This is a genomic window from Seohaeicola zhoushanensis (assembly GCF_014656415.1).
In the GTDB taxonomy this organism is placed as follows: Bacteria; Pseudomonadota; Alphaproteobacteria; order Rhodobacterales; family Rhodobacteraceae; genus Seohaeicola_A; species Seohaeicola_A zhoushanensis.
Genome location: NZ_BNCJ01000017.1, coordinates 51,409 through 73,701, shown reverse-complemented (window position 1 = coordinate 73,701; position 22,293 = coordinate 51,409). Strand labels below are relative to the sequence as shown.

22 protein-coding genes are annotated in these 22,293 nt (G+C 69.2%); 14 read left to right on the top strand and 8 right to left on the bottom strand.

The window, feature by feature from the left end; all coding sequences use genetic code 11:
• Position 1: 1 nt before the first annotated feature.
• Positions 2-1,363 (bottom strand): MATE family efflux transporter, encoded by a 1,362-nt coding sequence (locus IE266_RS20780; RefSeq protein ID WP_229864349.1) that lies wholly within the window; start codon positions 1,361-1,363, stop codon positions 2-4.
• A gap of 151 nt (positions 1,364-1,514) precedes the next feature.
• On the opposite strand from IE266_RS20780, the gene IE266_RS20775 reads away from it, so the two are divergent.
• The 5 genes from IE266_RS20775 (at position 1,515) to IE266_RS20755 (ending at position 5,512) form a co-directional block, all read left to right on the top strand.
• Positions 1,515-2,486 (top strand): calcium-binding protein, encoded by a 972-nt coding sequence (locus IE266_RS20775; RefSeq protein WP_189682049.1) that lies wholly within the window; start codon positions 1,515-1,517, stop codon positions 2,484-2,486.
• A 102-nt stretch (positions 2,487-2,588) separates the two neighbouring features.
• Positions 2,589-3,878: an alpha/beta hydrolase family protein gene (locus IE266_RS20770; RefSeq protein WP_189682048.1), complete on the top strand. Its 1,290-nt coding sequence runs from the start codon at positions 2,589-2,591 to the stop codon at positions 3,876-3,878.
• Between the two features lie 74 nt (positions 3,879-3,952).
• A complete protein-coding gene (locus tag IE266_RS20765) occupies positions 3,953-4,831 on the top strand; it encodes an alpha/beta fold hydrolase (protein WP_189682047.1) in 879 nt (292 codons plus the stop codon).
• Positions 4,832-4,889: 58 nt separating this feature from the next.
• Positions 4,890-5,138, top strand: coding sequence for a hypothetical protein (locus tag IE266_RS20760; RefSeq protein ID WP_189682046.1), 249 nt, complete (start codon positions 4,890-4,892; stop codon positions 5,136-5,138).
• On the top strand, positions 5,135-5,512 hold the full coding sequence (locus tag IE266_RS20755) for a type II toxin-antitoxin system death-on-curing family toxin (protein ID WP_189682045.1): 378 nt from the start codon (positions 5,135-5,137) through the stop codon (positions 5,510-5,512). The genes IE266_RS20760 and IE266_RS20755 overlap by 4 nt, the downstream gene beginning before the upstream one ends.
• A gap of 105 nt (positions 5,513-5,617) precedes the next feature.
• On the opposite strand, the gene IE266_RS20750 is transcribed toward IE266_RS20755, so the two are convergent.
• Positions 5,618-6,286, bottom strand: coding sequence for an NYN domain-containing protein (locus IE266_RS20750; protein ID WP_189682044.1), 669 nt, complete (start codon positions 6,284-6,286; stop codon positions 5,618-5,620).
• 144 nt (positions 6,287-6,430) lie between these two features.
• On the opposite strand from IE266_RS20750, the gene IE266_RS20745 reads away from it, so the two are divergent.
• Genes IE266_RS20745 through IE266_RS20735 form a run of 3 tightly spaced genes read left to right on the top strand, consistent with a single transcriptional unit; the run spans position 6,431 to position 9,077 of the window.
• Entirely contained in the window at positions 6,431-7,366 is a 936-nt protein-coding gene (locus IE266_RS20745; RefSeq protein WP_189682043.1) for an aldo/keto reductase, read from the top strand.
• Positions 7,363-8,436, top strand: coding sequence for an NAD(P)/FAD-dependent oxidoreductase (locus tag IE266_RS20740; RefSeq protein ID WP_189682042.1), 1,074 nt, complete (start codon positions 7,363-7,365; stop codon positions 8,434-8,436). The genes IE266_RS20745 and IE266_RS20740 overlap by 4 nt, the downstream gene beginning before the upstream one ends.
• Positions 8,433-9,077: a DUF938 domain-containing protein gene (locus tag IE266_RS20735; RefSeq protein ID WP_189682041.1), complete on the top strand. Its 645-nt coding sequence runs from the start codon at positions 8,433-8,435 to the stop codon at positions 9,075-9,077. Before IE266_RS20740 ends, IE266_RS20735 begins: the two co-directional genes overlap by 4 nt.
• A gap of 171 nt (positions 9,078-9,248) precedes the next feature.
• On the opposite strand, the gene IE266_RS20730 is transcribed toward IE266_RS20735, so the two are convergent.
• From IE266_RS20730 to gatC, 4 genes are read right to left on the bottom strand one after another with little or no spacing between them, the layout of a single operon-like run.
• On the bottom strand, positions 9,249-9,902 hold the full coding sequence (locus tag IE266_RS20730) for an N-acetylmuramoyl-L-alanine amidase (protein ID WP_229864347.1): 654 nt from the start codon (positions 9,900-9,902) through the stop codon (positions 9,249-9,251).
• An 8-nt stretch (positions 9,903-9,910) separates the two neighbouring features.
• On the bottom strand, positions 9,911-10,723 hold the full coding sequence (locus IE266_RS20725; protein WP_189682040.1) for a hypothetical protein: 813 nt from the start codon (positions 10,721-10,723) through the stop codon (positions 9,911-9,913).
• A gap of 37 nt (positions 10,724-10,760) precedes the next feature.
• Positions 10,761-12,248 (bottom strand): Asp-tRNA(Asn)/Glu-tRNA(Gln) amidotransferase subunit GatA, encoded by a 1,488-nt coding sequence (gene gatA / locus IE266_RS20720; RefSeq protein WP_189682039.1) that lies wholly within the window; start codon positions 12,246-12,248, stop codon positions 10,761-10,763.
• Positions 12,245-12,532, bottom strand: coding sequence for an Asp-tRNA(Asn)/Glu-tRNA(Gln) amidotransferase subunit GatC (gene gatC / locus IE266_RS20715; RefSeq protein WP_189682038.1), 288 nt, complete (start codon positions 12,530-12,532; stop codon positions 12,245-12,247). The genes gatA and gatC overlap by 4 nt, the downstream gene beginning before the upstream one ends.
• Before the next feature lie 352 nt (positions 12,533-12,884).
• Here gatC and IE266_RS20710 point away from each other — a divergent pair, with 352 nt between their 5' ends.
• From IE266_RS20710 to IE266_RS20695, 4 genes are read left to right on the top strand one after another with little or no spacing between them, the layout of a single operon-like run.
• Positions 12,885-14,864 (top strand): dynamin family protein, encoded by a 1,980-nt coding sequence (locus IE266_RS20710; protein ID WP_189682037.1) that lies wholly within the window; start codon positions 12,885-12,887, stop codon positions 14,862-14,864.
• Positions 14,861-15,631 carry a P-loop NTPase family protein gene (locus IE266_RS20705; RefSeq protein WP_189682036.1) on the top strand — a complete coding sequence of 257 codons (771 nt, stop codon included), beginning with the start codon at positions 14,861-14,863 and terminating at the stop codon, positions 15,629-15,631. Before IE266_RS20710 ends, IE266_RS20705 begins: the two co-directional genes overlap by 4 nt.
• Positions 15,632-15,636: 5 nt before the next feature.
• On the top strand, positions 15,637-17,757 hold the full coding sequence (locus tag IE266_RS20700) for a dynamin family protein (RefSeq protein ID WP_189682035.1): 2,121 nt from the start codon (positions 15,637-15,639) through the stop codon (positions 17,755-17,757).
• A gap of 14 nt (positions 17,758-17,771) precedes the next feature.
• On the top strand, positions 17,772-18,911 hold the full coding sequence (locus IE266_RS20695; RefSeq protein ID WP_189682034.1) for a GTPase: 1,140 nt from the start codon (positions 17,772-17,774) through the stop codon (positions 18,909-18,911).
• Positions 18,912-18,971: 60 nt separating this feature from the next.
• Here IE266_RS20695 and IE266_RS20690 read toward each other — a convergent pair whose 3' ends face one another.
• The gene (locus IE266_RS20690; RefSeq protein ID WP_189682033.1) at positions 18,972-19,352 is read right to left on the bottom strand and encodes a hypothetical protein; all 381 of its coding nucleotides are present in this window, start codon (positions 19,350-19,352) and stop codon (positions 18,972-18,974) included.
• Positions 19,353-19,745: 393 nt separating this feature from the next.
• Here IE266_RS20690 and IE266_RS20685 point away from each other — a divergent pair, with 393 nt between their 5' ends.
• Positions 19,746-20,915: an MFS transporter gene (locus IE266_RS20685; protein WP_189682032.1), complete on the top strand. Its 1,170-nt coding sequence runs from the start codon at positions 19,746-19,748 to the stop codon at positions 20,913-20,915.
• A gap of 84 nt (positions 20,916-20,999) precedes the next feature.
• A complete protein-coding gene (locus IE266_RS20680) occupies positions 21,000-21,791 on the top strand; it encodes a C40 family peptidase (RefSeq protein WP_189682031.1) in 792 nt (263 codons plus the stop codon).
• Positions 21,792-21,847: 56 nt separating this feature from the next.
• Here IE266_RS20680 and IE266_RS20675 read toward each other — a convergent pair whose 3' ends face one another.
• Entirely contained in the window at positions 21,848-22,258 is a 411-nt protein-coding gene (locus IE266_RS20675; protein ID WP_189682030.1) for a VOC family protein, read from the bottom strand.
• Between the last annotated feature and the right edge of the window lie 35 nt (positions 22,259-22,293).

Below are 22,293 nucleotides of genomic sequence, written 5' to 3'. Positions count from 1 at the left end.
CTCAGGCCGCCTGCGCCACGCTGTGCACCGCGCGACGCCAGAAGCGCAGCATCAGGAAGACGCCGGCGCAGGCGAGGCCGAAGACCAGGCCGAGCCAGATGCCCTGCCCGCCCAGTCCGAAGACGAAGCCGAGGATGTAGGAGGCCGGGATGCCCACGGCCCAATAGGCCAGCACCGCCACGATCATCGGCACCGCCGTGTCCTGCACCCCGCGCAGCAGGCCCAGCGCGATCACCTGCGCGCCGTCCACCAGCTGGAACAGCGCCGCGATGGCCAGCAGCGAGACGCCGGTGGCGATGATCTCGGGGCGGGCCGGGTCGTCCTCGGCCAGGAAGGCGGAGACGATGGTCTCGGGGACGGTCAGGAAGGCGGCGATGGTAAGCAGCGCGGCCAGCAGCGAGAGCAGGATCACCGCGCGGGCGCCGCGGGCGAGTTCCAGCGCCTGGCCGAGACCGAAGGCCGCGCCGGCACGGATGGTGGCGACGTTCGACAGGCCCAGGTGCACCATGAACGAGCCGCTCGCCACGGTGATGACGATGCCGTGCGCCGCCAGCGGCACGGTGCCGAGCCAGCCCATCATGAAGGCCGAGGCGGTGAACAGGCTGACCTCGCTCAGCATGGTCAGGCCAATCGGCACGCCGAGGCGGAAGACCCGGGCCAGCATTCCGGCGTCACCGCGCCAGAGCCGGTGGAACAGCGCGTGATGCGGCAGGGCGCGGGCGGCGTAGATCACCACGGCGAGCAGCGAGACCGCCTGCGAGGCGAGCGAGGCGATGGCGGCCCCGGCCAGGCCCAGTTCGGGCGCGCCCCAGTGGCCGAAGATCAGCGCGTAATTGGCCAACCCGTTGGTCAGCGCCGCGAGCAGGGTGATCCAGAGCACGACCTTGGTGCGCTCCAGCCCCGCGAGATAGGATTTCAGCACCATCACCAGCAGGGCCGGGATCAGCCCCCAGCCGGCGATGCGCAGGTAGACAGCGGCATCGGCGGCGACCTGCGGCGCCTGGCCCAGCGCGCGCAGGATCGGCTCGGACCACCACATCGCCGGCATCGCGGCCAGCGCGTAACCGAGGCTGAGCCAGAGGCCCATGCGGGTGGCGCGGCGCAGGCCGATCTCGTCTCCGGCGGCGGCCTTGGCGGCGACCAGCGGCATCACGGCCAGGGCAAAGCCCGCGCCGAGCATGAAGAAGACGAAGAAGTAGGAGGCCGCCAGCGTCTGTGCCGCCAGCGGCGCGACGCCATACCAGCCCAGCATCACGGTGTCGGTCATGCCGATGGCGAATTGTGCCAGGTGCCCGCCGATCAGCGGCAGCCCGAGGGCGAGGATTCGCCCCGTATGGGCGGCATATGACATCGGCACCTGCATATTCTGCCCCTAAGCGGCTTTCGACGCCGCCGCAAGAGCCGGTGATTTCGACGGATGTTTGCGCTACAGTGGCCGGGCTGGAGAGGACTTCACCTCTTGCCGGGAGCCGCTCCCTCCCGTGTCGCCGTGCCACCTGCCGGAGGACCGAACCATGCCGGGACTGCACCTGATCGCCAATACCGTGCTGGGAACCGCCTATGGCCACATGCAGCTGGTCTTCGACGCCGACGGCATCTTCGGCAATGGCGACGAGCTGGAACTGGAGGTGCAGGCGCCGACCCTCATCGGCCTAGGCGACTGGGACGTGCGGCCGGTGCAGGCGATGGAGGTGTCGGACCCGAGCGTGCGTTACACGCTCGACGTCGAGGATGCGGCGGCGACCTGGGGCCTGCTTGTCAAGGCGCGCGCGGCGCTGGCGGCGGAGCCCATATTCTACGAGCTCGGGCTGTTCGGGCTGGAGGGGCAGAACAGCAATTCCTACATCGTCACGCTGGCGCATATCGCCGATATCGACGTCTCAGCGGGTCTGAATGTCCTGCTTTCGGCCGGGGTGATCGACGAACTGCCCGGAGCCGGGCGCAACGTGCTGTTCGACCGGATCGACGGCACCGGCGCGGATATCGCGCCCTACGACCTGGTGCTGGCCGGGACGGCGAAGGGCGAGGCGATCCGCGGCGGCGCGGGTTCGGACAGGATCAAGGGCGTCGGCGGCGATGACGCCATTGCCGGCCATGGCGGGCGCGACCGGCTGTTCGGCGGGGCGGGCCGGGACGATCTTCGCGGCGACTCGGGGCGCGACCGGCTGAAGGGCGGAGCGGGGGCCGACCTGATCTTCGGCGGGGCCGGCAAGGACCGGATATCGGGCGACAGGGGCAACGACATCCTCGTCGGCGGGACGGGAGCGGATGTCTTCGTCTTCAACGGGCTGGTCGACCAGGGCAGCGACCGAATCCGCGACTTCAGGCTCGGGGTCGACCTGATCCAGGTCTCTGGGCTGACCTTCGCCGAGATCGAGATCAGCGGCGGCGGCAATGCGCATATCCTGCTCGACGGGCTGACCGAGATCACGCTCCGGGGCGTGGCGGCGGTGGAGGTGGGGGCCGACGACTTCCTCTTCACCTGAGCAGCGGTGGCCTGCCGGTGATCGACCGTCATCAAATTGTCGCTGGCGTCATGGGGCCGGACCTGTAGCATGACCGCGATGCCATGACCCGGAGGAGAGACCATGCGCACCGCCCTGACCGGACTGGCGATCGCCGCCACCCTTGCCGCCTTCCCCGCCACCGCCGAGAACCGGATCGACCGCATCCGCCCCGACGCGCCCGAGCTTGCCGCCTTCGGGCCGCTGCCGATCGGGGTGACGACGCTGGAGTTCACCAACCCCGGCCAGATCGACATCGTCAACACGAAGGACGGCGCGCAGCCGGTCTACGACCGCAAGCTGACCGTCGAGGTCTGGTATCCGGCCGCCGAGGGCACCGCGCCCGGCGGCAGCTATCGCGCGCTGCTGCGCGACGGCAAGACCGAGGTGACGCTGCAGGGCCGCGCCGCGCGCGATGCCGCGCCGGCCAGCGGGGCGACCTATCCGCTGATCGTCATCAGCCATGGCTATCCCGGCAACCGCTTCCTGATGTCCCACCTGGGCGAGAACCTGGCCTCCAAGGGCTATGTCACAGTCTCCATCGACCACCGGGACAGCACCTATGACGACAAGACCGCCTTCGGGTCGACCCTGCTGAACCGGCCCATCGACCAGAAGTTCGTGATCGACAGCATGGCGGCGCTGGAGGGGCCGATCGGGGCCATCACCGATGCCGGCACCACCGGCGTCATCGGCTATTCGATGGGCGGCTACGGCGCGATGATCTTCGGCGGCGCCGGGGTCACGCAGGCCTCGACCGAATACAGCTGGGGCACGCCGAACGGGCTGCTGGCGCGCCACCTCGCCGGCTCGGACACGCTGAAGGAACTGGTCGACCCGCGCGTCAAGGCGATCATCGCCATCGGCCCCTGGGGCATGAACACCGGCTTCTGGGATGCCGAGGGGCTGGCCGGTTTCGAGAAGCCGCTGATGCTGATGGCCGGCAGTGCAGACGACGTCTCGGTCTACGGCGCCATCCGCGAGATCTTCAAGGGCACAACCGGCACCACGCGGCACCTGCTGACCTTCGAGGGCGCCAACCACAACGCCGCCGCGCCGATGCCCGCGCCCGAGGAAAGCTGGGGCTTTGACGCCGAACTGGGCTTTGCGCCCTTCGACCATTATGCCGACGCCGTCTGGGACACCAACCGGATGAACAACATCGCCCAGCACTTCGCCACCGCCTTCATGGACCTGCACCTCAAGGGCGACAGCGGCAAGGGAGGCTACCTCGAGCTGATCGAGCGCGCCGCCGACGGGGTCGTCGCGCTGGACGACAGCGCCAGGCCCAAGCCCGAGCATACCTACTGGAAGGGCTTCCTGCCCCGCACCGGCGTCGGCCTGACCTTCGAGACGCGGGGTCAGGGCGAATAACCCTGGCTTCTTCTCTTTCCAAATACTCCAAAGCGCGGCCCGCCACGGGCGGCCCGAACCGAAGCGGAGCACCCATGCAGACCGAGACCATCAGCCTGAACGGCCACCCCTTCTTCCTGCGCCGCTGGGGCGACCCGGCGCTGCCGGTACTGCTCCTGCTGCATGGCTTCCCCGAATACGGCGGCGCCTGGGCCGAGTTCGCGCCGCTGCTGGCCGACCGCTATCACGTCATCGCGCCAGACCAGCGCGGCTACGGGCGCAGCTGGGCGCCGGAAGGGGTCGAGAACTACCGCGGCTCGGCGCTGACCGGCGACATGGCGGCGCTGATCGAGGGCCTGGGGCGCGGCAAGGTCGTGGTGCTGGGCCATGACTGGGGCGCGGCGGTGGCCTATGGGCTGGCGATGTTCCGCCCCGACCTGGTGGCGCGGCTGGTGATCGCCAACGGGGTGCATCCCGCCCCGTTCCAGAAGGCCCTGATCGAGGACCCGGCCCAGCGCGAGGCCTCACAATACATCCGCTTCCTGCGCCGCACCGACTCGCAGGACATCCTGGCCGAGGATGATTTCGACCGGATGTTCCGCTTCTTCTCGTCGAAGATGAACCTCGGCTGGATGACCCCCGAGCGGCTGGCCGAGTACAAGGCCGAATGGGCGCGCGACGGGCGGCTCGGCACGATGATCCACTGGTATCGCGCCTCGCCGCTGGTGGTGCCGGCGATGGGTGAGGATCCGGGGCCCCTGCCCGCCCTGCCGCGCGAGAAGCTGATGGTGCGGATGCCGCACCTGCTGCTCTGGGGTGCGGATGACAAGGCGCTCTTGCCGGTGGCGACCGAAGGGCTGGAGGACTTCGCCCCCGATCTCACGCGGATCACCCTGCAGGGCTGCGACCACTGGCTGTTCCACCAGAAACCGGAGGAGGCGGCGGCGGCGGTGCGCGACTGGCTGGCGCGCTGATCTTGCCGGAGTGTGTATTGAAGTGTATATTGCAATGCAAATTCCAGAGGACACCATCATGGCCCGCCTGCACACCAACCAGATCTGCACGATGACCGAACTGCGCGAACCGCAGAAGGTGCTCGACCGCGCGAACGGCAAGCCGGTGGCGATCATGAAGAACTCGCGCTGCGTCGGCTACCTGGTGCCGGAAGAGGCGACGCTGGACGGCGAGCCGCGCTATGCCTCGATGGAGGAGGTGCTGCGCGCCGTTCGCGAAACCCAGGAGCAGGCCGCCCCGGTCCTTGAGTATCTGAAGGACAAATGACCTTCATCCTGCTCGACGCGGGCAGCGTCGAGGCGCTGCACGACATGGTGCTCAACCCCGGCGAGTTGCAAGGGCGCGCGCGGGACAAGTCGCTGGAAGGCGCGCTGGGGCGCGTCGACAACCGATTGATCTACGGGATGATCGGCGATGTCTTCAACCTGGCCGCCGCTTATGCCACGGCGATCTCCACCGGACATTGCTTCAACGATGCCAGCAAGCGGACCGCCTATCGCGCCATGCTGGTCTGCCTGCAGTTGAACGGCATCCGCATCGACCATGACACCGCCGAGGTCGGCGACCGGATTATCGCCCTGGCGCAGGGGCTGATCGGCGAGGAGGCCATGGCCGACTGGCTGCGGATGAAGGCGCGCTGACCGCCCGCCCCCGGTGACCACCCTTTCGGCAAGGGCGCTTCCCTCCCCCCTCGAGGGGGAGGGAGAGGGTGGGGGCACCCCCGATACTCAGACTGGCGCGGTCTCTCACAGCCTGACGCGGGCGGTGGAACCCCTGGGGTCGCAGCGGAACAGGTGAGGCCGGGCCGCGAGGTAGCCGTGCCAGCTACGTTCCGGCAGCGACGAGGAAGAGGTACCATGCTCGTTCAGCATTCGGTGGCCGATTTGGGACAGGCAAAGGCCACTATCTCCCGCGGCGCGCAGCATCGCGACCACGCGCTTCTCGGTGCGGCTCCGGGCAGTTTGCGGTGCCACCGGCAGTGGCGCAGCGTCGCAGGTGGTGAAGGCGTGACAGGCCGCCCGGAAGGCGAGGCTGGCGCGTTCGGCCCCGAGCCCGGCGACATGGGCGCCGTTGTCGCGCAGGTAGGTGGCGAGATGGGTGAAATCGCCGTCGCTGCTGGCCAGCAGGAAGTGCCGATAGCCGGCGCGCAGGAACAGGTCCATCGCATCGACGGTCAGCCGCAGGTCGGCCGAGTTTTTGGCGGCGGCGACATGCACCGGGGTAAAGCCCGCAATCGCCTCCCAGGCGGCGAGGCGGGCGACATTGCCGTAGACCCGACGCACGCCCACCGGACCGAGCGCTTCGGCCGCCTTGCCGATCTGCCCGGCGTGGTCTGCGCAGATGTTCTCGCCGTCGACCAGCACGGCCACCGCCAGATCCTGCCTGATGCGCGCGAAGCCCGTCGCTGCGTTCACCTGTCGCCCTTTCGTCCCAGACGCGATGAGGCATCAGGGCGCAGGAATGCGGCAAAATGATGGACCCGGGCGGGCCTGACCTTGGCGCCCATCCGCCCGCGAAGCCCCTTTCGCGCGCCGCCGGGGCGTGCCAATCTCGCCCCCATGACACAGCTTCTCACCCTCGACGGGACCCCCGCCAGCCGCTTCGCCTTCGGCACCATGCAATTCGGCGGCAAGGCGGATGAAACCGCCAGCCGCGCCATGTTCGACGCCTGCCGGGGCGCCGGGATCACCCATTTCGACACCGCCTATGTCTATACCGACGGCGCCTCGGAGACCCTGCTCGGCAAGATGATCGGGGCCGAGCGCGAGCGGCTGCTGATCGCCACCAAGGCCGGCTATGTCGACGGCAACAGCGCCGCCAACATGGCGGCCCAGTTCGAGACCTCGCGCCAGCGGCTGGGGCTCGACGTGGTCGACGTGCTCTACCTGCACCACTACGATCCGGCGGGCGACCTGCGTGACACCATCGAGGGGCTGGCACGGCTGAAGCAGACCGGCAAGATCCGCTATATCGGCCTGTCGAACATGGCCGCATGGCAGGTGATGAAGGCGGTCTTCATCGCCGGTCAGCTGGGGGTGCGGATCGACCTGCTGCAACCGATGTACAGCCTGGTCAAGCGCCAGGCCGAGGTGGAGATCCTGCCGATGTGCGCCGACCAGGGCATCGTCGCGGCGACCTATTCGCCGCTCGGCGGCGGCATCCTGACCGGGAAATACGCGCGCGGCGAAGGCGGCCGGCTGGTCGACGACAAGCGTTACGCCAAGCGCTATGGCCAGGGCTGGATGGGCGAAACCGCCGCGGCGCTGGCGGGGCTCGCCGCCGAGCTTGGCACCGACCCGGCCACGCTGGCGGTGGCCTGGGTAGCGGCGCATCCGACCGGGCCGGTGCCGATCGTCTCGGCCCGCAGCGCCGAGCAGCTGGCGCCCTCGCTGGCGGCGCTCGACTATGACATGACGCCCGAACTCTACGCCCGCATCGCCGCGCTCAGCCCGACGCCGCCGCCGGCCACCGACCGGACGGAAGAAGCCGCATGAGCGCCGACTTCATCGTGATCGGCGGCGGGGTCGCGGGCCTCGGCGCCGGGGCGAAGCTGTCCGAACTGGGGCAGGTGGTGCTGCTCGAAGGCGAAAGCGCGCTCGGCTATCACAGTTCGGGGCGCTCGGCGGCGCTGTACGAGGCGCAATACGGACTGCCGCCGACCATCGCGCTGAACCTCGCCAGCGGCGATGCCCATCGCGCCGGCGGCTATCTCAGCCCGCGCGGGCTGATGCTGCTGGCCGGGGCCGAGGATGCCGAGGACTTCCGCACCGAGGCGGCCGAGATGCATCTCGATGTGATCGGCATCGAGGAGGCCCGCCGGATCGTGCCGATCCTGAACCCTTCCGCGGTGGCGATGGCTGGCTATCACGAGGGCGCCTGGGACATCGACACCGACCGGATGCTGCAGGACTATGCCCGTTCGATAAGGGCGGCAGGCGGACAGGTGCTGACCGGACATGGGGTGACGGCGATCCGCCGCACCGGCGCGGGCTGGGCGGTCGAAGCGGGGGGCGCGACTTTCGAGGGCCGGGTGCTGGTCAATGCCGCCGGGGCCTGGGCCGACCGCATCGCGGCGCTGGCCGGGGTGGCACCGATCGGCATCGTGCCGCACCGCCGCTCGATGGCGCGCCTGCCGGCGCCGGGCGGGCACGACCTGCGCGGCTGGCCGATGATCATGGGGGTGCGCGAGAGCTGGTACGCCAAGCCCGACGCCGGCAAGCTGCTGGTCTCGCCCGCCGAGGAAGACGTGGTCGAGCCGCATGACGCCTGGGCCGACGACATGGTCCTGGCCGAGGGACTGGCGCGCTACGAGGCGATGGTGAGCGAGCCGGTGACGCGGCTGGAAACCTCCTGGGCCGGTCTGCGCAGCTTCGCACCCGACCGCACGCTGGTGCTGGGGCCGGACCCGGCGCTGCCGCAGTTCGTCTGGTGCGCCGGCCAGGGCGGTTACGGTTTCCAGACCTCGCCCGCCGCCTCGCGGCTGCTGGCCGACCTGGTGGCCGGACGCGCGCCCGAACTCGATCCCGACACGGTGCGCGCGCTGACGCCGGAGCGGCTGCGGTGAAGCGGCCCCTGCCCCCGACCGCCAGCGTGGCGGAACCCGCCGGCGGCGACCGGCTCTTCGCCCCGGCGGCCGAGCGCAACGCCACGGCCATCGGCGACCTGCTGGCCGAGGTGGCGCCGCAGCAGGGCCGCGCGCTGGAACTGGCCAGCGGCACCGGCCAGCATGTCGCGGCCTTCGCGGCGCGCCTGCCGGGGCTTTCCTGGCAACCGAGCGACCCCGCCCCCGAACGCCGCGCCAGCATCGACGCCTATGCCAGGGGCCTCGCCAATGTCGCCCCCGCCATCGACCTCGACGCCTGCGCGCCGGGCTGGGGCCAGCGGCTGGCGGGGCAGGACCTGGTGCTGCTGGTGAACCTGCTGCACCTGGTCCCGGCCCGCGATGTCGCGGTGCTGATCTCCGAGGCGGCGCAGGCGCTGCGGCCCGGCGGGGTCTTCGTGGTCTACGGCCCCTTCCTGCGGGCAGGCGAGCTGACCAGCGCGGGCGACGCGGCCTTCCACGCCAGCCTGGTCGAAAGCGACCCGGAGATCGGCTACAAGGACGACTTCGACACCATGGACCTGATACAGGCCGCCGGGCTGGAGATGGTAAGTGTCGTGGAGATGCCCGCCAACAACCTGGCCCTGGTGGCCCGGCGCCCCTGACCGGCGGCGCGCGGGCGGCAAGCTCGGACGGGAGTATTTGAGAAGAAGAGAAGCAGCAGGCGCGCGCCCCTGTTTTCTCTTCTTTTCAAATATCTCCAGGGGAGTCGACCGCAGGGAGACGGGGGCAGCGCCCCCAAGGCGACGGCTACCACGGGCGTGGAGGCCCGAGGCTCAGGCCGCCGGCAGACCGGCCAGCGCCGCCAGGTCCTCGGCGCAGAGCGGGCCTTTCGCCCAGGGGCGCAGGCGCAGGCGCAGGGTGGCCAGCAGCAGCGCGTCGTCGGCCTCGGCGGTGAAGCCGGCGCGGCGGGCGAGGGTGCGGAACTCTTCGGGGGCGGGCGCGGGGCTGACCGCGCGCGGCGCGGCGGCGAGGCCCTGGCGGGCGAGGCGGGCCCAGTCGAAGCGGGGCCCCGGATCGGCCTTGCGCCCCGGCGCCATGTCGGAATGGCCGATCACCCCCGAAGGCGCGATGGCATGGCGGGCGAGGATGCCGGCGAGCAGGGTCTCGAGCGCCGCCATCTGCGGTTCGGCGAAGGGATGCGCCCCGGTGTTGTCGAGCTCGATGCCGATCGAGCGGGAGTTGACGTCGCCCTGCCCCGCCCATTCCCCAGCGCCAGCGTGCCAGGCGCGCATGTCTTCGTCGACCATCTGCCAGGCGGTGCCGTCCTGGCCGATCAGGTAATGCGCCGAAACCTCGGCCGCCGGGTCGCAGAGCCGTTCTAGCGCGGCGGCGGCGCCGGTCATGGCGGTATAGTGCAGCACCACCAGCGAGGGGCGCTGCCCGTCGCGGCGGGGGCCGAAATTGGGCGAGGGATGCCAGATCGGCACCTTGGACCCTATTTCTTGGCGGCGCGGAAGGGGGCCGGGTTCCAGCTGCAGGCAAAGCCATCGCCATCCGGGTCGAGCCCGTGGCGGTCGCGTTCCGGTCCGCCTGCCGCGAGGAAGGCGATCTGGGCCTGGTCCGGCGAAGGATAGCCCGCGCAGGCGCGCTGCGCCCGGCCCGGAATGATCATGCTGCGCTTGTAGAGCGCGGTGCCGCGTTCGTTGGTGGTTTCGAGCGCATAGGTCACGATGTTCGGCCCGGTCGAGCCGTCGCGGGTGGGGAGCGCGGTGGGGGCGATCTGCTGGTATTGCTCGCGGTTGCGGGCGATCTGCTCGGCGTCGCCCTCGATGCTGCGGCTGTTCGAGACGGCGCCGAAGTCGTTTTCGCGCGAGAGGCCGGCGTGGCCTTCGACCGGGGCGGGCACGGTGGCGGGCGCCTGGGCCGGGACGGCTGCGGGCGCGGCGGCAATTGCAGGCGGCGGGTTCGCGGGGCTGGCGTTGACCGGGGGCACGCCGGAATTGGCGCTGCTGGCGGCCAGCGCCGCTGCCGTTTCGGCGGCGAGTTCGGCGTCGCTCAGGGGCTGCCCGCCCGCTGGCGCGGCGATCAGCGTGTCCGAGGGCGATTCCACCACAGCCCCGGTGCCGGCGGCGGGCGGCAGGGTCTCGCCGGACACGGCGGTCGGCGGGATGAACAGCCCGTTGCCGGGGCTGTTCGCCTCGGCCCGCGCCAGTTCGCGCGAGCGCATCGCGTCGAAGCCGCTGTCGGGAACGTCGGGGGCACAGGCGCCAAGGGCGCCTGCGGTGAACAGGATCAGAAGTGCGCGCATGGCTGCTGCCTCAGCGGTTTTCTTGCTTTGGTCCCTTTTACCACCATTTCGCCGGCTTGGCCACAAAACCGGCGGCGGATTCCAGCGCAAGCGCGGTGTTGAGGAGGTCGCCCTCCTCCCACGGCCGGCCGATCAGCTGCAGCCCCAGCGGCAGGCCCTGACGGTCGAGACCGGCGGGCACGGCGATGCCGGGCAGGCCGGCGAGGTTCACCGTCACGGTGAAGACGTCGTTGAGATACATCTGCACCGGGTCGGCGTCCTGCATCTCGCCCAGGCCGAAGGCGGCCGAGGGGGTGGCGGGCGTCAGGATCGCGTCGACGCCCTGGGCGAAGACATCCTCGAAGTCCTTCTTGATGAGGGTGCGGACCTTGCGGGCGCGGTTGTAATAGGCGTCGTAGAAGCCGGCCGAGAGCACGTAGGTGCCGACCATCACGCGGCGCTGGACCTCCTTGCCGAAGCCTTCGGCGCGGGTCTTCTCGTACATCTCGGTGATGCCGTCGCCCTGCGCCAGCTTCGCCCGGTGGCCATAGCGCACGCCGTCATAGCGGGCGAGGTTCGACGAGGCCTCGGCCGGCGCGATCACGTAATAGGCGGGGAGCGCGTATTTGGTGTGCGGCAGCGAGATGTCGACGATCTTCGCGCCGGCGTCCTTCAGCATCTCGGCGCCGCGGGTCCAGAGCGCCTCGATCTCGTCGGGCATCCCGTCCATGCGGTATTCCTTGGGGATGCCGATGGTCTTGCCGCGGATGTCGCCGGTCAGCATGGCCTCGAAATTCGGCACGGGAAGGTCGGTCGAGGTGCTGTCCTTGGGGTCCGAAGAACACATCGCTTCGAGCATGATGGCCGCGTCGCGCACGTCCTTGGTCATCGGGCCGGCCTGGTCGAGCGAGGAGGCAAAGGCGACGATGCCCCAGCGCGAGCAACGCCCGTAGGTCGGCTTGATGCCGGTGATGCCGACAAAGGCCGCCGGCTGGCGGATCGAGCCGCCGGTGTCTGTGCCGGTGGCCGCGAGGCAGAGGTCGGCCGCCACGGCAGAGGCCGAACCGCCCGAGGAGCCGCCCGGCGTCAGCGCGGTGTCGTCGTTGCCGCGCCGCCAGGGGTTCACGGCATTGCCATAGGCCGAGGTCTCGTTGGACGAGCCCATGGCGAATTCGTCCATGTTGAGCTTGCCCAGCATGACCGCGCCGGCGTCCAGCAGGTTCTGGCTGACGGTCGATTCATACTCGGGCAGGAAGCCCTTGAGGATGTTGGACGCCGCCTGGCTCGGCACGCCCTTGGTGCAGAACAGGTCCTTGATGCCGATGGGCAGGCCGCACATGGCCGGCGCGTCGCCCTGGGCGATGCGCGCATCGGCGGCCCTGGCGCGCTCCAGCGCGATCTCGGGGGTCTTGTGCACGAAGGCGTTGAGCGCGTCGGCGCCCTCGATGGCCTTGAGGCAGGCCTCGGTCAGTTCCACGGACGTGGTTTCGCCCTTGCGCAGCGCATCGCGCGCCGCTGCCAGCGTCAGGGTGTTGAGAGCGCTCATTCGACCACCTTCGGAACCGCAAAGAAACCTTCACGCGCATCGGGCGCGTTCGACAGGACCTTGGCCTGCTGGTTGCCGTCGGTGACGACATCCTGCCGCCGCTTCAGCCGCATCGGCGTGACCGAGGTCATCGGCTCGACGCCGTCGACGTTCACCTCGTTCAGCTGCTCGATGAAGCCGAGGATGGTGTTGAACTCGGTGGCGAGTCCCGGCAGGGCCTCGGGCTCGACCTTGATGCGTGCCAGCTTGGCCACGCGGGCGGCGGTGGTTTCGTCAATCGACATGCGGCTGTTCTCCGATCGGTCCCGCGCCGTTTACCGCCATGCGCCCCTGCCTTCAAGGCCGCCCTGCCCGGCTTGGCGATTCAGGTTGGCCGGAACCGCACGGGCGCACGGAATCGCGGCGAAAGCTGCGGCAGGGAGGCGCTGCGGCGGGATCGCCCCAGACACGTAACATTTTATCAAAATTGCGCCTTAGTTTGGGCAGGTTCTTGGGGTCTGGTCGGCCCATGCAATTCGTGGAGCGTGAAGTCTTGCGCAGAGATATTCCGGACCCGCATCGCCCCGGCCGTCCTGCTGGACCGGCCGTTTTGCGCGTGTTCGGAGTGCGCCGCTCCCACCAGACGGAAGACCGCCCATGAAAACCGACACCGGCCCCTTCGCCCTGTTCCGAACCGGCGGCTTTGCCGAGCTCGAGTCGTTCTGGAAACGCCTGAACCGCGCCGAGAAGGCGGCCGAGGTGCTGGCGACCAACCCGCTGCCCTTCGTGCAGGAGGCGGTGGAGAGCCTGCAGGATCAGATCGTTTCCTTTGAGCCGGCGGTCAGCATCATCGGTCAGGTCAAGGCGGGCAAGAGTACGCTTCTGAACGCGCTGATCGGCGAGACCGACCTGCTGCCCTCGGACGTGAACCCCTGGACCTCGGTCATCACCGCGATCCATCTGAACTCGCGCCGCCGCCCGCCGAACACGCGGGCGCTGTTCCGTTTCTTCGACGAGCTGGAGTGGGACCGGCTGGTGAACACCGGCGGACGGCTGGGCGAGATGGCCCACCGCGCCGGCTTCGAGACCGAGGCCGAGACGGTGCGCCGGCAGGTCATGAAGATGAAGACTGCCACCGAGGAACGGCTGGGCGAGAATTTCGGCAAGCTGCTGGGCACCAGCCATGCCTTCGAGGACATCGACAAGAAGATCATCGACAGATACATCTGCTTCGGCGATCCCGACGACGTGACGGCCGAGGACGGCATCTACGCCGACATCACCAAGCTGGCCGATCTCTACGTCGACATCCCGAGCTATCCGACCGGCCTGTGCCTGCGCGACACGCCCGGCGTCAACGACACCTTCATGATGCGCGAGCAGATCACGCTGAACGCGATCAGCGACAGCCGGGTCTGCGTGGTGATCCTCTCGGCGCATCAGGCGCTCTCGACCATGGACATGGCCCTGCTGCGGATCATCTGCAGCGTCGAGGCGCGCGAGGTGGTGATCTTCGTCAACCGCATCGACACCCTGGCCGACCCGGTGAACGAGGCGCGCGAGATCAAGACCAGCATCCGCCGCACGCTGCGGAAGGCGGGCGTTTCCGACAAGATCGACGTGCTGGTCGGCAGCGGCTATTGGGCGACCTGCGCCATCGCCGACAATTGCGCCAACATGATGCCCGCCAGCCGCGCCGCGCTCGAGAACTGGGTCGAAGCCGTGCCGGGCGAGTTGGACGACCCGGTCATGCTGCGGCAGGTGGCCTTCGACGCCTCGGGCGTGGGCGACCTGCACCGCGCCATCTCGACCCGCATCTGCGAGGGGCCGGGGCAGATGCTGCTCGACGAGCTGGCGGCCGGGATCGAGAACCTGGCCCAGATGATCGACACGGTGAACCATGTCGCGGGCCGCAAGGCCGGCGGCGCAGAGGTGCCGGCGCTCGACTTCGCGGCGGTCGCCGAAAGCGGCTCCGACATCCGCCGCGCCGCGCTGGCCCGCTTCGACAGCATGGCCGCCGACCGCCGCCTGCAGCTCTCCAACCGGCTGGAGCGGGCGCGCGAGAGCTTTGTCGGCAGCGCGCTGGCGGCGCTCGAGTCGCACATGCAGGCGCACGGCGAATGCGACACCTGGACCTTTGACGCCATCACCCTGCGGATGATGATGCGCACCGCCTTCCTCTCGGTCTGCGCCATGCTGAAGAAGGGCACGGCGCAGGTGCTGGAGGATACGCTGCGCGACGTCAGCGACTATCTCGAGGACAACTTCGGGATCGCGGCGCATGACGAGGACATCACCCTGCCCGCGCCGCAACCGCCCGCCGCGCCCACGGCGCTGGCCCGCACCCTCTCGCTCGACCTGCAGTCGAGCTGGTGGCGGCGGTTCTGGAAGTTCGGCAGCGACAGCCCGGCCAAACGCTACGAAGGCGCGATCCGCGCCGAGATCGCGCCGCTGATCGAGGACCTGCTGACCCGGCATTTCGATCCCCATGTCGCGGGCAACCGTGCTATCCTTGAAAAGTTCCTGACAGATGAAGAGAATTTCATCGCCACGATCATAAGTTGTATCCGCGAGAAGCAGGACATGGACAGCAGCGCTCCGGCCCGCGCCGGTACCGCCAAGGAGAAGGTTGCATGACGACCCCCAACGCCGGCACCCGCCGGCCGCGCATCGTGATCGCCGGCGAGTTCAGCGCCGGGAAGACCCGGCTGCTGAACGGCATCGTCGGCCGCGCCATCCTGCCCTCGCACGTCGTCTCGACCTCGCTGCCGCCGATGTGGCTGAAGGGCGGCGAAGGCGACCCGCTGCGCCACGACACCGCAGGCACCTGGTACGAGCTGACCGAGTTCGACGCCATCGACGTGATCGCGACCAAGTTCTGCGTGCTCCATTCCGATGCGCCGGTCCTCGAGCATTTCGATCTGATCGACACGCCCGGCAATTCCGACCCCAACATTCCGGCCGAATGCTGGGAGCGGATGATTCCCTATGCCGACATGGTGATCTGGTGCTCGAACGCGAACCAGGCCTGGCGGCAGAGCGAGAAATCGGTCTGGGAGGAGATGCCCGAGCGGCTGCGTAGGCACAGCGTCATGGTGCTGACCCATGCCGACCAGATCCCCGACGAGACCGCCCGTGACAAGGTGCAGCGCCGGGTGCGGCGCGAGGCGGGGGAGTATTTCCAGCGCATCGAGATGCTGTCGGCACTGGATGCCGAGGGGATCGCGGCCTTTGCCCAAAGGCTGTTGGAGGACGTGCAGGGGATCGAAGAGCTTGGCGGGGCCGAGGCCCCCGATTTCAACCCCGCGCGGGTCATGCCCGAGGTGCTGGCCACCGGGCGCGACGTGCGGCGGCCGCGCGGCAAGGTCATCGTGCCGCGCCGCATGATGCGCACCGCAAGCTGACGCCCATGCAGATCGCCCGGCAGCAGCGCAAGGAAATCGACGCCCTCCGCGAGACGCTTCTCGCCATCGAGGATGTGGCCGGGCGCGCCGGGCGCGCGCCCTTCACCGCGCTGCGCGACCGGCTCGACCGCTGGGCGGCGCGGGTCGCGGTGATCGGCCAGGTCAAGGCGGGCAAGTCGAGCTTCCTCAACGCCTTCCTCGGCGAACAAGGCTTTCTGCCCTCGGACGTGAACCCCTGGACCTCGGTTGTCACCAATATCCGCATCAACTGCGCCGGCGACCCCGAGACCGGCGCGCGGTTCGAGTTCTTCGACGAGGACGCCTGGTCGGAGATCATGGACGGCGGTTCCGAAGTGCGGGCACTGACCGAGCGTCTGCTGCCGGGTTTCGATTCCGACGTGCTGCGCCGCCAGACCGAAGAGATGAAGGAACGCGCGCAGAAGCGGCTGGGCAACTACTACCACGCGCTGCTTGGCACCAGCCACGACTACGACTTCCTGACGCCCGAGCTGCTGCAACGCTATGTCTGCGCCGGGCAGGCCCCGGAAGAGACCTCAGGCCGCTCGGCACTGGGCCGCTATGCCGCGATCACCCGCGTCGCCAACCTCTACCTGCGCCGCCCGGAATTCGCGGTGCCGACGGTCATCACCGACACGCCGGGCGTCAACGACCCCTTCCTGGTGCGCGACGAGTTCACCTGCCGCAGCCTCGACCGTTCCGACGTCTTCGTCGTCGTGCTCTCGGCGCATCAGGCGCTGACCGAGGTCGACATCGCCCTCATGCGGATCCTGGCCCAGCAGGACAGCAAGGACGTCATCGTCTTCATCAACCGCATCGACGAGCTGGATGACTACGACACCGACGTGCCCCGGGTGATCGCCGATGTCTCGCGCCGGCTGCATGCGGCGATCCCCGATGTCGAATTCACCATCCACGCCGGCAGCGCCTATTTCGCCGAACTCGCCCTGCGCGAGGATGACGAGGCCGCGCTGCTGCGCGAGGCGCTGGACGACGAATACCTGCATTCCTACCTGCGCGACGCCTATGGCGCCGTGCCGGCGGGCGAGCGCGAGCGCTTCCTGATGGCCTCGGGCCTCGACGAGGTGAAACGCACGCTGTCGATGGTGATCGACCACGGCATCGGCAGCCAGCAGATCGCCCAGCTGCTCGAGGACGTGCGCTCCGAGATCGCCGGCCTGCTTTTCGCCACCCGGCGCGAGCGCGACTCGGTGCAGGTGCAGGTCGAGCAGATGAGCACCAACAACACCGCCGCCGCCCTGCGCGCGCTGGAGGGGGAACTGGCGCAGCTCGATGCGGCGCGGATCAGGCTCGAGTCGGCCTTCGACAGCGCCTCGGCGCAGCTGGAGGACACCGTCACGCAGAACTGGACCGGGCTGGAGACCGCGCTGAACGGCGCCATCGCCCGTTTCATCGAGGAAGAGCGCGACCAGCTGGCTGCGCGGATCGAAGGCAGCGCCGCCGCGGGCGCGCCGCCAACGCGGCTGGACGTCGACCTTTCGCCGCTGCGCGCCCATCTCGAAGCCGCCATCGCCGAGAGCTATGCCGAGGCCCGCGCCGGGATCGACGCGGTGCTGACCACCAAGCTCGCCGAGAGCCGCGCGGCCATTGCCGGGCAGTTCGACATGGAGACCGAGGGCGTCAGCATGGACGGCCTGCCCTTCGACACATTCGTCTCTACCTTGACGCTTTCGCGCCAGCGCATCGAGATCGGGGTCATCACCGCGCGGACCTGGGCCTTCTGGCGGAAGAACCGGATCGACATGGCCCGCACGCTGGACGCGCTGCGCCAGATCGCGGCGGCCGAGCTGCGCCCGGCGGTGCAGAAGATCCTCAAGGCCTTCAACGAGGCGCAGACCGAGCGCGCCATCGCGGGACAGAATCGCCTCCAGGTCATCCTGCGCATGGTCGAGGGCGCCATCGAGGAACGTGCCCAGCGTTTGCGCGCCGACAGCGCGCGGCTCAGGCAAATCGGCAGCAAGCCCGAGGAATTGCGCAAGATGGTGCACCGGCTGCACGGGCAGCTTGACCTCCTCGAACGACGCATCCAGCATCTGGCCATCAGCGACAGTCACCTCAGCAAGGCCACCCTGGCCCGCGCGGCCTGATGGAAGAGGCGCCAATGAACGCTCGGAACATGACCCTGATGGCCCAGCCCGGCCAGCCGCCCGTGGCGCGGCGGCCGGTGCGCGTGGTGGTCTGCGGCGAGGTCAATTCCGGCAAGTCGAGCGCCATCAACGCCCTGGCCCGCGCCAATGTCTCGCCCGCCTTCTTCGGGCTCGACCGCCGCCCGGTCGTCCGCCTGCGCCACGGCCCGCGCCCGCACGCCATCGTCGATTTCCCCGGTGGCCGGTCCGAGCTGCACGACCGCATCGAGAGCTGCCCCAACCTGGCCGAGGCGACCTCGTGCCAGATGGTGATCGACGCGCCGCACCTGGCCGGGCTGGAGCTGATCGAGCTGTCATTCCCGGAAGATGGTCGCATTCCGCCCGAGACTATGCAGATCCTCGCCGAGGCCGACCTGCTGGTCTGGACCACCATCGCCAGCCAGGCCTGGCGGCTGACCGAGCGCAACCTGGTGGCGCAGATGCCCCGCCCGCTGCACCAGCGCGCGACGCTGGTGGTGACGCGGGGCGACAAGCTGCGGCTCGCCGCCGATATCCGCCGGGTGCACCGCCGCCTGATCGTCGAGGCCTGCGAGTTCTTCGACGCTGTGGTCTTCATGGGCGCGGCCAAGCGCACCATCGAGGCCTCGGCGGAATCGGAGGAATCCTACATCCGTTCAGGCGGGCGCGACCTTGCCACCGCGCTGCGCGGCTTCGCGGCCCAGATCGCGGCGATTCCCGGCCGGCTCGACATTGCCGCTCCGGCGCCGCGCCCGGTGGGTGCGCCCGGCCGCCCGGCCGCCCTGCCGCCGGTCGAGGGCCCCGACGCCGAGGCGGTGCAGGCCCTGCGCGACTGGGTGGCGGGCATGAACGGCATCCTCGCCGCCGGCATCGCCGATGCGGAAACCGGGGACTGCCTGCATCCGCTGGGCGGCGCGCCCGAGCTCGCCGCCAGCACCGCCACGTTTGCCCGTGCCGCCCGCACAGGCGACGCGGCCGAGGACACGATGGTCGAGATCGACGGGCACCAGCTGGTCATCCGCCCCACCGAGGACGGCCAACTGCTGTTCCTGCTGTGCCAGAGCGGCAAGATCACCCGTTCGATCGCCGGCGCAGCGCTGGCGCGGATGGTGCGGCTGTGGGATCAGCGCGACTGACCGCCAGGCAAGCGAAAACCGGCCGCGAGGGGCCGGTTCGGCACTGCAATGGGGTCAGGTTCAGCGGTTGAACATCGCCGGCCTCGCGCCGGTGGAACGGGCCGCCTCGATGAAACCCTCGATGATCAGGTCCGCCGTCTCGGTGTCATAGGCCTGGGTCCAGTTCCGCGTCGCCTCGGCATCGACGAAACCGATGAAGTCCTGCATCGCCTCGTTGCGGATCAGGCTGTCGGGCAGGTCGTCGTTCTTGATGAGCTCCTCGACGTCGTCGTGGCAGCGGATCTCCTCGGCGAGTTCCATCGAGTCGCCCTTGAGCGCGCGCTGCATGAACCAGTTTTCGCCCTGGCGCCGACGGTAGCCATGACTGATCTCCGAGCGCAGCTCGGTCAGCAGCGTGCCGATCGCATCGCGCTGCTGGGTATTCAGGATCTCGTCGCTCATCATCAAATCCTTGCTCGTTCTCGCCCGGTGGCGGCCGCAAGGGGCACGCCATTGCCGGCATACAATCCGACCGGACCCGATGTCCGGCCAGGTATTCGCCGCGGCGCCCCATGCGGGAATCGCCTTGCGACATGGTAAATAATTAGCCGCCGGACCACCCGGCGGCGTGATCTGTTGCCATGTTTCTGCCAGTGAAACCTGTCGAAACTTGGGCACAAGTTGGTAAACAAGCGATTGTCTTTACGGCGAAATGGTTAATCGTTCCGGATCGAGAACAATCGCCCCGGTTTATCCACAGGAGAGGCTTTCCCGCCGCACAGCGGCGAATCGCAACCGTTGCCCAGCGCGCGCCGGATGGCTAAGCAGGTCCGGCAGGCGGGGGGAGCAGGCAGAGTGCAGTCACGGTATCTCGTGGTGGTCGGCGCATGTCTGACCCAGTTCACCATCATCGGCCTGCTGTTCTCCTTCGGGCTGTTCTTCAAGGTCTTCGAGGCCGAGTTCGGCTGGTCGCGGACGCTGTTCTCGGCCTGCTCGTCGCTGGCCTTCTTCATGATGGGCCTGCTGGCCATGGTCGGCGGACGGCTGACCGACCGCTTCGGCCCGCGCCGCGTGCTCTCGGTCACCGGGCTGGCCTATGGCCTTGGCTATGCGCTGATGTCGCAGGTGACCGAGCCCTGGCAGATGTTCGCGATCTTCGGCACGCTGATCGGCATGGGGCTTGGCACCCATGACGTGGTGACGCTCTCGACCGTGGCGCGCTGGTTCAACGCGCGGCGGGGCACCATGACGGCGGTGGTCAAGGTCGGCACCGCCATCGGCCAGGTGGTGCTGCCGATGCTGGTGGCGCTGCTGATTGCAGGAGTTGGCTGGCGCGCCACGGTGATCGGCATGGGCGCGCTGGCCGCGCTGGTGCTGTTTGCCGCGGCGCAGGGCATGGCGCTGCCGCCGGTGCCGCGCCCGCTGGTTGCCGGTTCGGCGCCGCTGCCGCCACAGGCCCCGCCCCGGGGCGACCGGCGCACCCTGCTGACGCTCTGCGCGATCCAGGCCTGTTTCGTGCCCTCGCTTCTGACCGTGCCGCTGCACCTGCCTGCCCATGGCGCCGACCTCGGCCTGTCGGGCACAGGCTCGGCCGGGCTGGTCGCGGTGATCGGCGCGGCGAGCGTTGCCGGGCGGCTCGCGCTGGGCCGGGCGCTCGATTCCATCGGCGGGCGCAATGCCTACCTGATCTGCCTGGCCGGCATGGTGCTGGCGCTGGCCGGGCTGGCGCAGTTCCGCGAGCTTGGTCCGCTTTACGCGGTCGTCACGCTCTACGGCTTCTCGCACGGGGCGCTCTTCGTCGTGGTCTCGCCCACCGTCGCCGAATACTTCGGCCTCGACGGGCATGGCGCGCGCTTTGGCTGGGTGCTCTTCGCCGGCACCTCGATGGCCTGGCTCGGGCCGATCCTGGCCGGGCGGCTGTTCGATGTCACCGGCAGCTATACCTGGGCTTTCGTGACGCTGATGGCGATGGGGGTGCTGGCCTTCCTGCTGACGCTCTCGCTGCCGCGCCGCCGCCACGCCTGACGCAAATTTGCGCCGCAAGGCGGGTGTATTGCGAGGCCAGGGGCATTAGGTTCCCGGGCAGGACAGACAAAGCGGACACATCGAATGACCGCCACCAACGATACCGCAATGGACCGTTTCCTCGACTGGCTGGGGCGGCGGCTTACCGCGAAGCTGAACGATCCGAGCCCCGGCTACCGGCCCTATACCCCTTCGGATTTCGCACGCCTTCAGAGCCTGCTGCGCCCCGGCGACGTGCTGCTGGTCGAGGGGCACGAGCGGGTCTCGATCGGGATCAAGTATCTGACCCAGTCGACCTGGTCCCATGCCGCCATGTTCGTGGGCGACGCGCTGCCCCTGCCCGAGGACGGGTCGGAGCGGCCGCAACTGGTCGAGGTCAACCTCGGCGAGGGCTGCGTTGCGCGGCCGCTGTCGAAATATCGCAACTACAACACCCGCATCTGCCGCGCGCCGGGGCTGAGCGCGGCCGACCGCCGCGCCCTGGTCGACTTCATGGTTGCGCATCTGGGCACCCGCTATGACCTGCGCAACATCATCGACCTGCTGCGCTTCTTCATCCCGACGCCGCCGGTGCCGGTGCGCTGGCGGCGGCGGATGCTGCATTTCGGCTCGGGCGATCCGACGCGGGCGATCTGCTCGTCGCTGATCGCCCAGGCCTTTCAGTCGATCGGCTACCCGATCCTGCCGACCATCCGGGTCGAGGGGGAAGAGGGCGACTTCATCCGGCGCGAGGTGTTCCACATCCGCCACCACTCGCTCTACACCCCGCGCGACTTCGACCTTTCGCCCTTCTTCGAGGTGGTGAAGCCGACGCTGGCCGGCGGCTTCGACTACCGCGAGGTGATCTGGGACACTTCGGTCGAGGCGACACTCTAGGCAGGCGCGCCTCCCCTCTCCCGCAGGGGAGAGGGGCTGGGGGTGAGGGTGCGCAGTCAGGCGCCGTCGACCTGGTGCACCTCGATCACGTTGCCGTCGGGATCGTAGAAGAAGATCTGCCGCCAGCCCGCCACAGCGCGTTCGCCCCAGTCGGAATAGCGCACGCCCCTGGCCTCCAGGTGCGCCTTGAAGGCGTCGAGATCATCGGTGCGATAGGCGATATGCCCGTGGCTGACCGGGTTGACGATCTGGCCGGTGTTGAAGCCCGCCATCACGTCCTTCTGCGCCAGGTGGGTCTGGATCGCGCCATCGGTGACGAAGGCCACGTCGCCGGCATAGCCCTTCTTCTTCTCCAGCACCGGCAGGCCCTCGGTCTCGCGGTCGAGGCCGAGCACGTCGCGGTAGAAGTTGTCGAGGCGTTCGACGTTCTCGGTCACGACGTTGATGTGGTGCAGGGTCAGTTTCATGCGGGCCTCCTCCTCGGCGCGGGTTCGGGTCGAAT

Excerpts from the sequence above, each read along its gene's own strand:
- IE266_RS20780 (WP_229864349.1), bottom strand. The coding sequence starts at position 1,363 with ATGCAGGTGCCGATGTCATATGCCGCCCATACGGGGCGAATCCTCGCC.
- IE266_RS20775 (WP_189682049.1), top strand. The coding sequence starts at position 1,515 with ATGCCGGGACTGCACCTGATCGCCAATACCGTGCTGGGAACCGCCTAT.
- IE266_RS20770 (WP_189682048.1), top strand. The coding sequence starts at position 2,589 with ATGCGCACCGCCCTGACCGGACTGGCGATCGCCGCCACCCTTGCCGCC.
- IE266_RS20765 (WP_189682047.1), top strand. The coding sequence starts at position 3,953 with ATGCAGACCGAGACCATCAGCCTGAACGGCCACCCCTTCTTCCTGCGC.
- IE266_RS20760 (WP_189682046.1), top strand. The coding sequence starts at position 4,890 with ATGGCCCGCCTGCACACCAACCAGATCTGCACGATGACCGAACTGCGC.
- IE266_RS20755 (WP_189682045.1), top strand. The coding sequence starts at position 5,135 with ATGACCTTCATCCTGCTCGACGCGGGCAGCGTCGAGGCGCTGCACGAC.
- IE266_RS20745 (WP_189682043.1), top strand. The coding sequence starts at position 6,431 with ATGACACAGCTTCTCACCCTCGACGGGACCCCCGCCAGCCGCTTCGCC.
- IE266_RS20740 (WP_189682042.1), top strand. The coding sequence starts at position 7,363 with ATGAGCGCCGACTTCATCGTGATCGGCGGCGGGGTCGCGGGCCTCGGC.
- IE266_RS20725 (WP_189682040.1), bottom strand. The coding sequence starts at position 10,723 with ATGCGCGCACTTCTGATCCTGTTCACCGCAGGCGCCCTTGGCGCCTGT.
- gatA (WP_189682039.1), bottom strand. The coding sequence starts at position 12,248 with ATGAGCGCTCTCAACACCCTGACGCTGGCAGCGGCGCGCGATGCGCTG.
- gatC (WP_189682038.1), bottom strand. The coding sequence starts at position 12,532 with ATGTCGATTGACGAAACCACCGCCGCCCGCGTGGCCAAGCTGGCACGC.
- IE266_RS20710 (WP_189682037.1), top strand. The coding sequence starts at position 12,885 with ATGAAAACCGACACCGGCCCCTTCGCCCTGTTCCGAACCGGCGGCTTT.
- IE266_RS20705 (WP_189682036.1), top strand. The coding sequence starts at position 14,861 with ATGACGACCCCCAACGCCGGCACCCGCCGGCCGCGCATCGTGATCGCC.
- IE266_RS20700 (WP_189682035.1), top strand. The coding sequence starts at position 15,637 with ATGCAGATCGCCCGGCAGCAGCGCAAGGAAATCGACGCCCTCCGCGAG.
- IE266_RS20695 (WP_189682034.1), top strand. The coding sequence starts at position 17,772 with ATGAACGCTCGGAACATGACCCTGATGGCCCAGCCCGGCCAGCCGCCC.
- IE266_RS20690 (WP_189682033.1), bottom strand. The coding sequence starts at position 19,352 with ATGAGCGACGAGATCCTGAATACCCAGCAGCGCGATGCGATCGGCACG.
- IE266_RS20680 (WP_189682031.1), top strand. The coding sequence starts at position 21,000 with ATGACCGCCACCAACGATACCGCAATGGACCGTTTCCTCGACTGGCTG.
- IE266_RS20675 (WP_189682030.1), bottom strand. The coding sequence starts at position 22,258 with ATGAAACTGACCCTGCACCACATCAACGTCGTGACCGAGAACGTCGAA.